This window comes from Allomuricauda sp. CAU 1633, from assembly GCF_017313225.1.
In the GTDB taxonomy this organism is placed as follows: domain Bacteria; phylum Bacteroidota; class Bacteroidia; order Flavobacteriales; family Flavobacteriaceae; genus Flagellimonas.
Genome location: NZ_JAFLNE010000005.1, coordinates 1 through 12135, shown reverse-complemented (window position 1 = coordinate 12135; position 12135 = coordinate 1). Strand labels below are relative to the sequence as shown.

The 12135-nt window shown below is 38.7% G+C and carries 29 protein-coding genes; 20 read left to right on the top strand and 9 right to left on the bottom strand.

Annotation, left to right across the window (positions count from 1 at the left end):
- Positions 1-65: 65 nt before the first annotated feature.
- The 4 genes from J0X14_RS14405 to J0X14_RS14390 are packed head-to-tail and all read right to left on the bottom strand — an operon-like array spanning position 66 to position 1154.
- Positions 66-320 (bottom strand): hypothetical protein, encoded by a 255-nt coding sequence (locus J0X14_RS14405; RefSeq protein ID WP_207098511.1) that lies wholly within the window; start codon positions 318-320, stop codon positions 66-68.
- Entirely contained in the window at positions 317-538 is a 222-nt protein-coding gene (locus tag J0X14_RS14400; protein ID WP_207098510.1) for a hypothetical protein, read from the bottom strand. Before J0X14_RS14400 ends, J0X14_RS14405 begins: the two co-directional genes overlap by 4 nt.
- Positions 538-822, bottom strand: a complete 285-nt coding sequence (locus J0X14_RS14395; protein WP_207098509.1) for a hypothetical protein — start codon at positions 820-822, stop codon at positions 538-540. Before J0X14_RS14395 ends, J0X14_RS14400 begins: the two co-directional genes overlap by 1 nt.
- 2 nt (positions 823-824) lie before the next feature.
- Positions 825-1154 carry a hypothetical protein gene (locus tag J0X14_RS14390; protein ID WP_207098508.1) on the bottom strand — a complete coding sequence of 110 codons (330 nt, stop codon included), beginning with the start codon at positions 1152-1154 and terminating at the stop codon, positions 825-827.
- A gap of 116 nt (positions 1155-1270) precedes the next feature.
- Between J0X14_RS14390 and J0X14_RS14385 the strand changes: the two genes are divergently transcribed.
- Positions 1271-1660 (top strand): hypothetical protein, encoded by a 390-nt coding sequence (locus tag J0X14_RS14385; protein ID WP_207098507.1) that lies wholly within the window; start codon positions 1271-1273, stop codon positions 1658-1660.
- On the opposite strand, the gene J0X14_RS14380 is transcribed toward J0X14_RS14385, so the two are convergent.
- The 4 genes from J0X14_RS14380 to J0X14_RS14370 form a co-directional block, all read right to left on the bottom strand.
- The gene (locus tag J0X14_RS14380) at positions 1649-1825 is read right to left on the bottom strand and encodes a hypothetical protein (protein WP_207098506.1); all 177 of its coding nucleotides are present in this window, start codon (positions 1823-1825) and stop codon (positions 1649-1651) included. The genes J0X14_RS14385 and J0X14_RS14380 overlap by 12 nt on opposite strands.
- The gene (locus J0X14_RS14375) at positions 1806-2528 is read right to left on the bottom strand and encodes a hypothetical protein (RefSeq protein WP_207098505.1); all 723 of its coding nucleotides are present in this window, start codon (positions 2526-2528) and stop codon (positions 1806-1808) included. The genes J0X14_RS14380 and J0X14_RS14375 overlap by 20 nt, the downstream gene beginning before the upstream one ends.
- A gap of 16 nt (positions 2529-2544) precedes the next feature.
- Complete coding sequence (locus tag J0X14_RS19145) at positions 2545-2679, bottom strand: hypothetical protein (protein WP_262897106.1); 135 nt, start codon at positions 2677-2679, stop codon at positions 2545-2547.
- 208 nt (positions 2680-2887) lie between these two features.
- Positions 2888-3706, bottom strand: coding sequence for a ribonuclease H (locus J0X14_RS14370; RefSeq protein WP_207098504.1), 819 nt, complete (start codon positions 3704-3706; stop codon positions 2888-2890).
- 803 nt (positions 3707-4509) lie between these two features.
- Between J0X14_RS14370 and J0X14_RS14365 the strand changes: the two genes are divergently transcribed.
- The 17 genes from J0X14_RS14365 to J0X14_RS14290 all read left to right on the top strand — a co-directional run bounded on the left by J0X14_RS14365 (position 4510) and on the right by J0X14_RS14290 (position 11066).
- Positions 4510-4770 carry a hypothetical protein gene (locus J0X14_RS14365; protein ID WP_207098503.1) on the top strand — a complete coding sequence of 87 codons (261 nt, stop codon included), beginning with the start codon at positions 4510-4512 and terminating at the stop codon, positions 4768-4770.
- Positions 4771-4821: 51 nt separating this feature from the next.
- Positions 4822-5043 carry a hypothetical protein gene (locus tag J0X14_RS14360; protein ID WP_207098502.1) on the top strand — a complete coding sequence of 74 codons (222 nt, stop codon included), beginning with the start codon at positions 4822-4824 and terminating at the stop codon, positions 5041-5043.
- A gap of 379 nt (positions 5044-5422) precedes the next feature.
- Complete coding sequence (locus J0X14_RS14355; RefSeq protein ID WP_207098501.1) at positions 5423-5638, top strand: hypothetical protein; 216 nt, start codon at positions 5423-5425, stop codon at positions 5636-5638.
- Positions 5639-5890: 252 nt separating this feature from the next.
- Positions 5891-6142, top strand: a complete 252-nt coding sequence (locus J0X14_RS14350) for a hypothetical protein (RefSeq protein ID WP_207098500.1) — start codon at positions 5891-5893, stop codon at positions 6140-6142.
- A 4-nt stretch (positions 6143-6146) separates the two neighbouring features.
- Complete coding sequence (locus J0X14_RS14345; RefSeq protein ID WP_207098499.1) at positions 6147-6524, top strand: hypothetical protein; 378 nt, start codon at positions 6147-6149, stop codon at positions 6522-6524.
- Positions 6521-6802, top strand: coding sequence for a hypothetical protein (locus J0X14_RS14340; RefSeq protein ID WP_207098498.1), 282 nt, complete (start codon positions 6521-6523; stop codon positions 6800-6802). The genes J0X14_RS14345 and J0X14_RS14340 overlap by 4 nt, the downstream gene beginning before the upstream one ends.
- Before the next feature lie 12 nt (positions 6803-6814).
- Positions 6815-6940, top strand: a complete 126-nt coding sequence (locus J0X14_RS19140; RefSeq protein ID WP_262897105.1) for a hypothetical protein — start codon at positions 6815-6817, stop codon at positions 6938-6940.
- Positions 6924-7223, top strand: a complete 300-nt coding sequence (locus J0X14_RS14335; RefSeq protein WP_207098497.1) for a hypothetical protein — start codon at positions 6924-6926, stop codon at positions 7221-7223. Before J0X14_RS19140 ends, J0X14_RS14335 begins: the two co-directional genes overlap by 17 nt.
- A gap of 18 nt (positions 7224-7241) precedes the next feature.
- Positions 7242-7505, top strand: a complete 264-nt coding sequence (locus J0X14_RS14330) for a hypothetical protein (protein WP_207098496.1) — start codon at positions 7242-7244, stop codon at positions 7503-7505.
- A gap of 18 nt (positions 7506-7523) precedes the next feature.
- Complete coding sequence (locus J0X14_RS14325; protein ID WP_207098495.1) at positions 7524-7736, top strand: hypothetical protein; 213 nt, start codon at positions 7524-7526, stop codon at positions 7734-7736.
- Between the two features lie 135 nt (positions 7737-7871).
- The gene (locus J0X14_RS14320) at positions 7872-8168 is read left to right on the top strand and encodes a hypothetical protein (RefSeq protein WP_207098494.1); all 297 of its coding nucleotides are present in this window, start codon (positions 7872-7874) and stop codon (positions 8166-8168) included.
- On the top strand, positions 8135-8371 hold the full coding sequence (locus J0X14_RS14315; protein WP_207098493.1) for a hypothetical protein: 237 nt from the start codon (positions 8135-8137) through the stop codon (positions 8369-8371). The genes J0X14_RS14320 and J0X14_RS14315 overlap by 34 nt, the downstream gene beginning before the upstream one ends.
- 15 nt (positions 8372-8386) lie before the next feature.
- Positions 8387-8818: a Fur family transcriptional regulator gene (locus J0X14_RS14310; RefSeq protein WP_207098492.1), complete on the top strand. Its 432-nt coding sequence runs from the start codon at positions 8387-8389 to the stop codon at positions 8816-8818.
- A gap of 276 nt (positions 8819-9094) precedes the next feature.
- The gene (locus J0X14_RS14305; protein ID WP_207098491.1) at positions 9095-9298 is read left to right on the top strand and encodes a hypothetical protein; all 204 of its coding nucleotides are present in this window, start codon (positions 9095-9097) and stop codon (positions 9296-9298) included.
- Positions 9298-9726 carry a terminase small subunit gene (locus J0X14_RS14300; protein WP_207098490.1) on the top strand — a complete coding sequence of 143 codons (429 nt, stop codon included), beginning with the start codon at positions 9298-9300 and terminating at the stop codon, positions 9724-9726. Before J0X14_RS14305 ends, J0X14_RS14300 begins: the two co-directional genes overlap by 1 nt.
- A 3-nt stretch (positions 9727-9729) precedes the next feature.
- Positions 9730-10902, top strand: coding sequence for a hypothetical protein (locus tag J0X14_RS14295; protein WP_207098489.1), 1173 nt, complete (start codon positions 9730-9732; stop codon positions 10900-10902).
- Positions 10899-11066: a hypothetical protein gene (locus J0X14_RS14290; RefSeq protein ID WP_207098488.1), complete on the top strand. Its 168-nt coding sequence runs from the start codon at positions 10899-10901 to the stop codon at positions 11064-11066. Before J0X14_RS14295 ends, J0X14_RS14290 begins: the two co-directional genes overlap by 4 nt.
- Before the next feature lie 10 nt (positions 11067-11076).
- On the opposite strand, the gene J0X14_RS14285 is transcribed toward J0X14_RS14290, so the two are convergent.
- Positions 11077-11475 carry a hypothetical protein gene (locus tag J0X14_RS14285; RefSeq protein ID WP_207098487.1) on the bottom strand — a complete coding sequence of 133 codons (399 nt, stop codon included), beginning with the start codon at positions 11473-11475 and terminating at the stop codon, positions 11077-11079.
- Positions 11476-11743: 268 nt separating this feature from the next.
- Here J0X14_RS14285 and J0X14_RS14280 point away from each other — a divergent pair, with 268 nt between their 5' ends.
- Both J0X14_RS14280 and J0X14_RS14275 read left to right on the top strand, forming a co-directional pair.
- A complete protein-coding gene (locus tag J0X14_RS14280; RefSeq protein WP_207098486.1) occupies positions 11744-11920 on the top strand; it encodes a hypothetical protein in 177 nt (58 codons plus the stop codon).
- Entirely contained in the window at positions 11920-12060 is a 141-nt protein-coding gene (locus tag J0X14_RS14275) for a hypothetical protein (RefSeq protein WP_207098485.1), read from the top strand. The genes J0X14_RS14280 and J0X14_RS14275 overlap by 1 nt, the downstream gene beginning before the upstream one ends.
- Positions 12061-12135: the final 75 nt, after the last annotated feature.

Here is a 12135-nt window from a genome sequence, read left to right as displayed (position 1 = left end):
TTCCAGTCTTTCAAGGTCATATTCAACTTCTATCCTGGTGCTTGATGAATCTATCTTTAGGATTTTCATACCGCCTGTAAATCAGCTTTAATTAAGTTCAATCCCCATTTATCCTCTGTCAGTTTTAAGGCCTTTTCAAGTCCAATAGAGCTTTTTTGTCCCTCCTTAAAGTCTCCTGACACACCGTTCAGGAACACAAAATCTTCAGTAAAAGGAGTTTTTATGTACATGTCCAATGAAACAAAGTTTTTGCCGATGGTTGGATGTATACGGTACTCAAAGCGTCCGCTGCCCGAAAAGTTCTTCAGTATCGGTTTCATGCTTCCTGTAGTTTGTGTTCCATGTAATATTCCATTGCCTTTAGATAGTTGGCGTGGTGGTCTTGCTGAACCATATAGTGTTCAATTACCCTATCAACCTTTTTTGCCTCCTCAAATTCTTCCTGTATTTCAAGGAGTTCCTTTTTTCGGGAACATTTTTTGATTTCTTCCTCGTAGTGGGAAAACATTTGTTTTGCCTGTTTCAATGATGCTTCCATTATCCCAATGCTTTAGTTAATGCTGATTCCATTTTATTGAAGTGCTTTCTCAGATACCAATTAGGTTGGTGTTCCTCTAGCAAGTCATATACATCTTTCAAAGCCTCCAATAAGTCAGGTGCTGCTGCAATTAGTTTGGCGTTGGCCTTGGTTTCATCTGGATTTATTTGAACCAAAGAGGCAACCTTAACGAGATCGAACGGCTCTCCATTTTTATAAATTGAAGAGTATACCTCACTTTGATTTTCTTTCCACTCCCCTTTTGTTCCTTTAAACTCTTCCATGTCTATTCTATGTTAAATGGGTTCTCGTAATGTTTGACAAGTATCTTGATAAGCTCCTTTTCATCTTCCCAGGGAAGTTCAACAAGTTCTTCGCCCACCCATATCTCCTTGATGTCGTTTATGGATACATCGTTATGCTCGCATCCCTCATAAGACTTAATCTTTAAATGGAATATCAATACGATGTCATCAAACTCAATCTCATGCTCTACGTTTTCATAGGTGGAATACTCCCGCCCGTCATCATCCCCAAAGCTCCAATCCCAAGAGATGCTGTCAACCGGAAACATCCCCGTCACCTCTTTTTCCTTTATTGTTAGCGTTCTGTGCATTATCTTTGGGTGTTTTAGTATTATTATTACAATACGAATATCGAAATAAATTTCCATAAATAGAAAATAATTTTGTTAAAATTGGAAAATTTTTCGATTTTTACACCATGATAGTAATGGAGGAGATAGAATTTTACACTAAATTCAGGGAACTGAAAAAGGAGAAAGGCCTTAAATGGAGTGCTTTTGGCGGCCTTTTGGATATGTCGGACGCAACAATACGTATGGCATTTGCCAATGAAAGCCTAAAGGATTATGAAAAGGAAATAATAGAAAACCATTTCTATGGAAGTGGAAAGAAAGTTTCTTTCAATGATGGGGAACTTTGTATTAAAAAAGATGGTGTTTCTGTAACTTTAGATGAAATTTCGCTTTTTGCGGGGAAGAACAAGGTTCAATTTTTCCAACATCCATATTTTTTGGAGGTCATTGAAAATAAAGTACTGAAGAAAGTCAATTATCTACTGAACAACCCGGAAGAACTGAAAAAGTTTTTAGATTCCTAAGAATAAAAGTAGGTCGGGGTTGTCCTTAAGGATTTTTTTTACCTTTTCCTTTTCCTTTTTATTCTCTGTTTTCTGGTCCATAATCATTTTTGAAAGCTCATCGTTCAAAGCCCTGAACTCGACCAAATCATCAACTACCTTTTTCTTATCCTTGTTTGAGAGCATCCCTTTCATTTTTTAAAGTGGGCCACATTATTTCTTCTTCGTATTCCCTTTCATTCTTAACATACGGCTTCACATCCTTTATAAGGACACCGTTCAACATTCTTATAATCTCCATATATAAATTTGTTTTGGAGAAATAGTACTTCATAAACAATATTATAGATGTTCCCATGAACAGTCCGATTGAAAATATTGTCAATCTATAGCCTTTTATAGGTATGTCCTGCGCGGGCCAAAATGAATATGCCTGTTGATAGGTGGTCATGGTGTATCCTGCCAATTGAAAGAATATCAGCGACCAGTACAGAAGCCTATCCTTTATATTGAACGCAAAAAAGAGAAAGGAAAACGATAGCACGAAAACCACATATGGCAATCTCTGCCCCCAACCGTTCCAAAATGAACGCCATGTCTTCCATCCGAAAATCCTTTCGGAATCCTCTTTCTTTTCAAGAAGTTTTTCATTGATTTTTATCTGATCACTTCTTTTGGGCAATAGGTCATGGAATATAAGTGAGTACGCTTCATCGCCTGTAATCGCCCCGTTCTTATAATCGTTATGGGCTTTCTCCACTTGTTGGTCAATGAGCCAGACCTTTGCATCCAAATCGTTTTCGTAAGCATCTACAACTGGATTGGATTTAGGAAAGACTATATGGAAAAGAGGGGCGAACATTAGGATTGCCGCCCCCAATAAAATCATAAGGATGATAAAAGGCCTACTCGTCCTTGTCCTCTTCTTTGTCCTTGTCCTCTGCGATTGTGACATACTCTTCGTTCTCGTCTGCCGTACAGGACGTTAAGATGATTGGTGTCCCGAACAACAAAAACAGTGCAAAAATTAATTTTTTCATATGAAATAATTTAATGGATTTAACCATTAATCTACTTCATATTCAGATGTTTAAGGGCTTTGGCAGGGGAAACTTATCAAATACTTATCAAACGATAAAGCCCTCTAAAATAGCCCTTTTTTCTTTATCTACATTGTGGAAAAACCTTAAAAAAACTATGGATTTTCCGTAAAATTCCATTTTTCTTGACATTTGTCAATTGAATTTTTTATTTACCCCCTCTTTTAGGGTCAAGCATCAGTCTGTCGTAACTCCCTCTATCAATTACGTTTCCTAGAATCCTAGCCTTCCATCCTTTTTCTGGCGGCCACTCAACACCCAATAGTTCGAGTCCTTTCTTTGAATATCCCCCTGCGTGCGTTTTTAAGCTTTCAATCAACTCATAGGTTATCACAATTCCATTTTCGGGATCCTCTACCGACACCTTTTTTATTTTTAAGGCTTCCATTTCAGCTTCCCCGGCGACTGATATCGAATATTTCGATTGCAGCCTTCTCAACAAGGAATCCCTGTCCTCATTTTTATAACCTCCCTTGACCCATCTTGAAAACTCCTTGAAAACATTTTCCCATAAGGGGTCTATTCTCTCAATTGGCCTGATCTCCACATTGGATAGGTCACCACCTGACGCAAGCACATCAACGAACTCGTTCATGTCATTGCCTGAATGGCCCTTCACCCAAACAAGCGTGACATCCTCATGGTTATCGTACAGGGTCTTCCATATATCAAGGTTCTTTATTTCCCCGCCTTTCTTCGTCCACCCTTTTTTCTTCCATGAATGCATCCAGGAATTGAAGCCGTTGACCACATATTGGCTGTCAGAGTAAATCCTCAAACTGTGAGAGGGAAACTCATATTTGACATAAGCTATTGCCTCGGCCACTGCTGTCATTTCCATTCTGTTGTTTGTGGAATGCTCACTTGTTCCACTTTTATACTCTTCCTTATTCAAAGCAAATGCCCAACCTCCCTTCCCGGGATTTGGGTCACAGCTTCCATCTGTCCAAATTTCAATCTCACCCATACTTTTGTTGATTTTTGAAAAGAGCCATCCCCTTTGGTAATACTCCACTTTCCTTATTCGACTGTAAGACAAATATTAAGAAAAAAGAGTAAAAACCATTCAAAACCTAGAAAAAGGTCGTTTTAGCGTCGGTGAAATACCCCATTCTTCAACAGGGCGAGACTTAAGTATTATACCAATGTCGCTGGTTACAGGCTCGGGCATTGCCAGCATTGCTCATCACTTCAACTGTATTCTATGGACATTTCCCCTACTATCATCTATTTCTGGATTATCCATAAATGTCGTTTGAGTTTGGGTCCAACCGTAGAAAACACCCGGGCACTAAAAAGCCCCTGAACGATTGTATGGGTCTCGCTACAGGGGCCTATGGGTTCACTACTGCCACCCTTAAATTTTCCCGTTGTTCCCATACAACTACAATTCAAAGATAGAAATAAATTTCCAAAAAGAGCAAATAAATTTCTTTAAATCGAAAATAATTTCTACATTTGTTCCACAGTCGTTACCAAAAGGGGCTTTGGCCGTAGCGACTAAAGTGAGGTTTTAAGTTTTTTTGGTTGGTTTAGTTAGTTGCCCCCTTTACTTCCTTTTGGTACTGGGGGTTTTTTAAAAGAAAAAAGAGATGGAAATAATTAAGACGGTATTGGTCATATTGATAATAATCCAAACAGTTCTTATTGTAGCAGGAATACATTGTGTAAAGAAGGGGAAAGTGGATTTTGGATTGATTATATGTATTGTCAATTCATTCTTTCTAGCGGTCAATGTGACAAACCTGACAGGCTTATAACTCAATCATTATGGCAAAACCAACAGAAAACGACCTAGAAAAAATGGGCTTTGATTTCATCAAGGCCTACGACCACGATGAATGGTATACCAATAGATATAAAAAAGGCACAATTGAGGTGGAGTTCACCTATAGATACGATACCAACGAACTGGAAACATTTGACATAATAATTGATGAGACATTCATATCACCCTCAAAAAAGGAACTGGAAACTCTGGACAAGATATTGAACAAAAAAACTGACCATCCAAGTAACGAAAGACCCTAAAAAATAGGGTCTATCCAAACATAAAAAGGAACATTTTAAAACAGATATACGATGTACGGAGAAATTAAAAAAGAAGAATTATCAGCATGTAGGGAAATCTCATTAGGAGAACAAATATTCAATATGCTTGATGGGTTATCACCCAAAGACAAGAGAATGGCCCTAAAGGAAGCTGAAGAACGGGTCCACCAAAGTTTTGACAAAAGAATGGGAGAACTCAAGAAAGAGGCCGAGCTAACCGAATCCCAATGGAACGAGTTCAAAAATTCCTGACCAACACATAGAACACATATAGGAATGGAAGCAAAAGACCTTAACACAAAATACACCAATAAAGAACTGGTATTTGATTGAACATAGTAACGGGAGTGGTGAAAAAAGGTCTAAGCAGAACCTTGAGACGAGTGTATAAACAATCTGTTGAGAAAGCTAGCGCACACACTAAACACCGCCACTCCCAAACTATAAGAGCAATGGCACTGATGCAAAAAATGAGCAGTAAAAGGAACAATGGTAATCCACCCCAACGGGGGAGCAAAGCGAAATCCCAGTGGTCGGGACGAACAGCACTCAATACCTAAGAGTTGGACTAGAATCTGTAAAAAAGACCACCAGTGCCATTTTAAAGAGCAAACATTAAAACAGGAATATCATGGAACACTATATCAATATAAACAAGATTGTTGAGGCTTTTATTCAGAAGCCATCTAAAACAGATGATGAATTGCCTTTCAGTGAAGAACATGGATGGAGAGTTGTGATTGTAACCGAAAACATGAGACAAGGTGATTCCCCGATAAAAATCAATAAAGACAACAAACAAGCTTGTATCAAATTTATGGAACGTCTAGGGCTGACTCAGCTTTGATTGACCAACCCCTACAATAAAACAAAGGACAGATGAATAAAGTGAGCCTTATCAGTTGTGAGTGGAATAATTACAATGGATTTTTCTTAGAGATACTCAATATAGAATTGGGAGATTTTAATGGTTGCTTGTTTGGATTTGAGATTTCAAGAAGTTTTTTCAACCTCCATTTACTGTTCTTCTACATAGAGATCAAAGCCCCATATAAAATAAGAAACCTTTTTAACACGCAAAAAAATAGGCAATAAAATCATGGCAAATCAAGAGAACATAGACAGAGCTGACAGGTTCTTCTCGGGAACCGACCTGGGGGACGAACTTTTTTTGAGTGACAACCAGAGGTACAACGAATTTGTGAACGTAATGGCCGACTTTTTGGAAGACCCGGACAGATTGGAGCACCCAACGGACTACGTGGCCGAAAAGAACTGGAAGACCTTCTATTTAAGGCACAGGACTGCGATATTGTTGATAATGGGATTTTTGATTGGATTGATATTCTAGGGACATGGGAACTAAAAATGAATTTTTTCGGGTTGATTACAATAAAGGCAAGGACGTTGACGGTGATGATTGCGTAGTACCAACAGTTTGGTTTGGAAATCAAGGATTCAATCTCACAGCTCAATATAAGCAAGGGGGGCAATCTGCACAGGAACACGCTGAATGGTATGCCTCAATGTTCAAAAAAGCAATTGACGGATTTGCATCCCAACAAACCACCTCCCAAGAGCAGACCATTGAAAGGCTTAGAGATTTTGTCAGCGAAGTTAAATTTCATTTGTTGAGCGAACAATTTTCTGAAGAAGGTTTGAGTGAAAAGGAAAAGAAATTATTCACACAGGCCAAGCAACTTTTGAACACCACAGAACCAATAGACCAATGAAAATAGCAGGATGCATTTTCCAACAAAGGAAAATAACCGAATACAGTAAAAAGCATTTTGAGGCTGAATATAAAGGGCATTCAATTTATGTCACACGTGACCACGGCTTTGGTAAGTCCAAGGAGTATGGAAAGAAACGATTCTACATCAACGTAGAGGATTTGAACGCAGACAGTTTTACTACTTGCTGTGACACATACGATGATTTTGAAAACATTGAAAAAGCCATTGAATATGCTTTACATGGCGCAATGCTTTTACCTGACCAAAGAAATTAAACTTTTAGACCAATGAACATGGAAGAGAAACTGGAATTGAATAGCCTTTCAAATTTCTTGGACAAGAAAATATTTGAGTTGGAACTCTTAAAACTAAAATTAACCTTAAACATTGAAGAAAATGGGAAAAGTGAATGAATCAATTTTTGACGGTAAAACAGCCGTTATTCCAATGGCAGACGTGCAGCATGTTGAAAAAGTGCTTTACAGGCAGGATAACGGCGCAATAGGAGCAATAGAAGGAGAAATTGCAGGGTACGCCGTTATAACAAAACACACTAAATGGGATTCTGAAATGGACTATTGGTCAAACAACATCTACCTAACAAAAGAAGAAGGTCAGAATTTCCTTAAAGCATTCTGTAAATTCAGAAGCGAATTAGAACATGAAACTTTAGCCCTACCAATAGACCCAAAGTAAGCAACAAAACAATGTACAATGGAAAATAAATTTTACGGAATCTATCAATTTTTGGTAGAAGCAAGGAATAAAGAATCAAAACTTTTAGTAGGTAAAGTGGTTGCTCAAAGCGAGGAATCAGCTATTGATGTGTTTTTAGATTTAGGAAATCCATCTAAGGAGCAAAGAGAATTTATCAAAGGGTATTTGAGCGCAATCGAAACCGATGAAGAAGGGTTTAAACTTGAACAAAAAGAAGAAATCAAGAAAAACGCTAAACGATTAGGCGTGTGGAATCTTTAACCAATAACCTTATCTACAATGGACTTTGATAAAGATTTTTATGTGTGTAGGGCAATTTCAGCATGTAAAGAACAATGTATGCCTTGCAAAAGAGAAGAAGAAAGAGTTATTGACGGTTTGGAAAAAGTCAGCAATAAAAATGCTGAACTAAGAAAAAGTTTCAAGACAGATGCAATATCAATGTCAGCACAAGTAACCACTAAACCGTATTTGAACAATGGAAGCAAGTGAGAAGAAAGAAGTAATTAAAAGTGGTCATTGCCCATACTGTTTCATTGGGCTGAACAATCAAGAACAAGTACTAAAGCATTGTAAGAATTGTGGTGAAGATTTTAATGAAGACTGAACCCCACAAAGCAAAGCAAGATGAGTGATAACGCAAAAGAATATCTAAAAAGGCAGGAATTTGAGTTTGACCACTTTTTTGAACTTTCAAGAACGAGTATAAACCCAAACTATAAAACAATATCTGAATTTGCTGAATCCTACCACAAAGAGCAAATGGAAAAGGTGTTGGAAAGGGCTGAAAAGGAAATTTACAAAATGAACGAATATCATGTGATTCAAAATCCAACCGATTATGATTATCGTGACGTAGAGGGTGCAAGAAAAGTGTTTAACGGCGCAAAATGGCTCCTGGAACAACTAAGGAAAGAACTGTGAGGAAATTCCAGACAATGACATGGGCAATAGACCCCAAGGACGGCAAACTGAAGAAATGGATAGGCCCGCGCATCGAGGCAATTTCCCGGAAGGACGCGGAGGAAAAGATAAAAGGGTTCGGCTATCTCCAGGTAACGGGGGAACTTAGGTCAGAAGTTGATGAAGAATCCGGGAAAGAAAAAGAACTGCACAATTGGAATTGAAGTAAAAAGATAACAATGGCCGAAAGCACACAAGAACAGGTTAAAATCATATTTTGTAATTTTTTGGACCAAAAAGGGTATCGAAAAACACCAGAAAGACTTGCAATATTGGAAGAAGTCTACAATCAAGATGGAAATTTCAAGATAAAATCCATTTACGATAAAATAATCAAAAGATTTCACGTAAGCCTTAGTTCCATCCACAACACAATTGATCTCCTAATGGAATGTAAGCTTATCCACAAAGCACATTTTGAAGATTATAGGGCGCAGTTCGAGGAATCAATGTTCAATGAAAAGGACAACTACATAATACTTACCGATACAGGGGGAAGAATAAAGTTCAACGACTCTAGGATAAAAGATATTCAGAGGGACATTGAAAAGAAATTTGATGTAAAAATAAACAGCCAGTCAATTTATTTTTTTGGGAATAGGAACAAATAAGAAATGCGACGATACTACCAACACAAAAAGAAGAATGAAGTAATATGCGAGGTTATTTGTGGTGAAGCCAGATTTGGAAGGTGGAAATGGAGTTTGAACGTCTGCACTGAAGAATATACTTTTAAAAAAGTAACAGATGATTTAATATCCTCCTTTAAAGAAATTGAACAGAGCGAGTTTAACAATATCTGGGGCAATAATTTACAAAAAGCATAGTTGCATATGTTACAGATTATCACTATATTTGTAAATAACGGTTATAATATGTAATCGAAAATGTCAAGAAATGACAAGTTTTATAGGAAGAGTTGTGGTATCTGCTTTATAGAGATAAGCAACGCAAATGAAGTGGAGGCAAAACTTTTAAGGGGAATACTCGACAACGAGGCGAAGAAGATAAACCCCGATATTGAGATAAACTTCCACGATGCCAGATTCCTGTACAACGAACCTAAGAAACTTCACCAAGAGATTGATTGATGGGGAAAAACAAGTACATAGAAACCCCAGAAAGAATGTGGAAGCTTTTCCAATCCTATAAAGAAGAAATCAACAGTAATCCATTAAGGCAAAAGGATTGGGTCGGGAAGGATGCAACCACAGTTCAAAGGGAATATACCCGGGCATTGACCATGGAAGGATTTGAGTGCTTTGTAATGGACAATACCGAAATAACCTATCCTGATCTTACTGAATATTTTGAAGGTAAGAATGAATCATACAAGGATTATTTCCCCATCTGTTCGCGCATTAAGAGGGAAATTAGGGCCGACCAGTTGGACAAAGGGTTTGCAAACCTTATAAATCCAAGTATCACACAGCGTATGAACGGCCTTACCGACAAACATGAAATCACCACAATTCCAGAGAGAAAGATAGTTGATATGTCGGGTCATCAAAAAAAATAGGCCGTGCCAGTCGCCTACACCACAACATATTACAAGATAAAGGAAATGCAGGCCCCCATCAAACTTATACAGGGAGGCCAAGGCGCCGGGAAAAACATCGCTACAGAGCTTCTTATAATGGACGACAGACCCAAGGCAAGGGTCACCACCATACTCACCGATACATATCCAAACCTTAAGGACGGTCCCATATCTGATTTTGAATTTCTTTTCGAGGAATGGGGCATGGACTTCAATAGGTACTTCAATAAATCGGAACATGTGTTCTATTGGGGCGGCAGGAAGATACAGTTCCGCCACGCGGACGACAACAAGCCATTCAAAGGAAAAGGGCCGCGTAGGGACCTGCTTTACATAAACGAGGGCAATAGATTGGGTTGGCAAGCGGTCGAGCACTATATTGCCCGGAGCAAAGAGGTAATAATCGATTATAATCCCGACACAACGTTTTGGGCGCATGAGGAACTTGAACCACGTTCTGATTGTGAAAAGATAATCGTCACATACAAGGACAATGAAATGTGTCCAGAGAACGAAGTCAGGTACATAGAGAGTCGAAAGCACAAAACGGAGTGGTTCAGGGTGTACGGTCTTGGATTGGTCGGGACGTATTCGGATAGGCGGATATATGATTTTGGGGTGGTCGATGAGATCCCAAAGGATGCCATACGGATTCCAAGTGGAATGGACTTTGGGAAAAGCCCCGATCCCACAGTGCTCATTGACTGCTATATCAAAGGGGTATCGCTCTATGTTGACGAGGTTTTCATTGAGAACAATCTAATGCCGGAAAAAATTGAGGGGGCCGAGCGGATGTCGATTGTGGACAAAATGGAGGAGATAGGTTTCGAGAAGAACCAGATGATAATAGGCGATTCTTCAGGAGCAACGGAACTTAAAGATTTGAACGCACATGGACACAATGCCAGAGGGGTAAAAAAGACCTCTGTACTGCTTGGGATGAAGCGTTTGGGCAGTTATGACATCAAGGTCACCAAAAGGTCAACCACAACGATACAGGCATTATCGAACTGGCTCTACGACCTTGATAAGAACGGCAAGATATTGCCACAGCCACCAAAGGCCCATGAACCGGACACAATCGCTGCAATACGGTATGTTTCAATGGCAAGGCCGTTATGGGAGTATTTGGTGCCGAAGGTTGAAGAAAAATGATTGAAACACTTGAATATACGTTTATTGTAAATCGAGCCAACTATGATTGGGGAGTTCAATACCATGTAATGGAGGAAAATGGAAGGGGTTTTGGAGAGGCATATTACCATCATGACGAAAAAGAATCGTTTACGCTCCAAGGGTTGATTAATGATACTTATTAAAGGGATAAAATTACCATTCATAATTTAAATGAACTGAATAGATACCTCCGATATTGGAAACCTCAGAATCTTCAAAAAAGGACGTTTCATCCACTATTTTACCATCTTTTTTAATATAGATTCTATCAATAAATTCCCTATCCGAAATATCATCCAAAAGAACAAAGGCCTCCATTCTTTTAGGTTTGTAATCATCTATTGTTATCACCAATGGAAGTTCGGCATCAAATATCTCCCCAGGCGAAGTTGCATTGCTCGAACCATCAAATGCATTGACGGTGTACTGAAGCTTGTAAATAGTACCTGTTCCTTCGACATGATAGGAAACAACAGAGGTATTAACTGTTTCCCCATCATTGCTCTTTGAGCAGGAAACCGCTAAAAAGAGCAATAGTAAAAGTCTTTTCATCTTTTCGTTTTTCTTAAAGTTAAGGGGGAAGTAATAAAACTATCCAAATGTTCGGTGAAATGCAAAAATAATCCATACATTGCCCATATAAGTGGGTATAATTCCGTAAATTTAATGGACATTAAGGATGTAAGGAAGGCTTTGGGCATCGACAATGAATGGATTGCGAAGCGTCTGGGGTTCAAGAACAAGAAGACCTACCAGAACAGCAGCGCAAAAAAGCGTTTCGACAACCTCATAGTTGAACTTTACAAGAAATTCAAGGAGAATGAGCAAGTTTCAAAACAGAATAGACGGCAAGATAAGAATCAATGAACTTGAAAAAGTGTTCATAGATGCGATTGAGGATTTCAGTGACAAAAATCCAGACTTGACCCAATATGAAGTTGGAGCGGTCTTGTTAAAATTATTGAGCGATGCGAACAATAAAGAACTGAGAAATTAATGGGAAGGATTCTGTACATCCAACAGGGAACAGGGCTACTTTTCGAGAACGGGAAGAAGGTAGGGGAAACCATTACCAAGGCCGTGGATTTAGGGAACTATATATCACTTTACACAGGACCAAAAACTGAGCGCAGATGAAAGGGAAGGTTAATCTTTATTTTGTGCTTTGGGTCGTAATGGTGGTTCTGTATCTGCACCTTTTATGGATTTTGG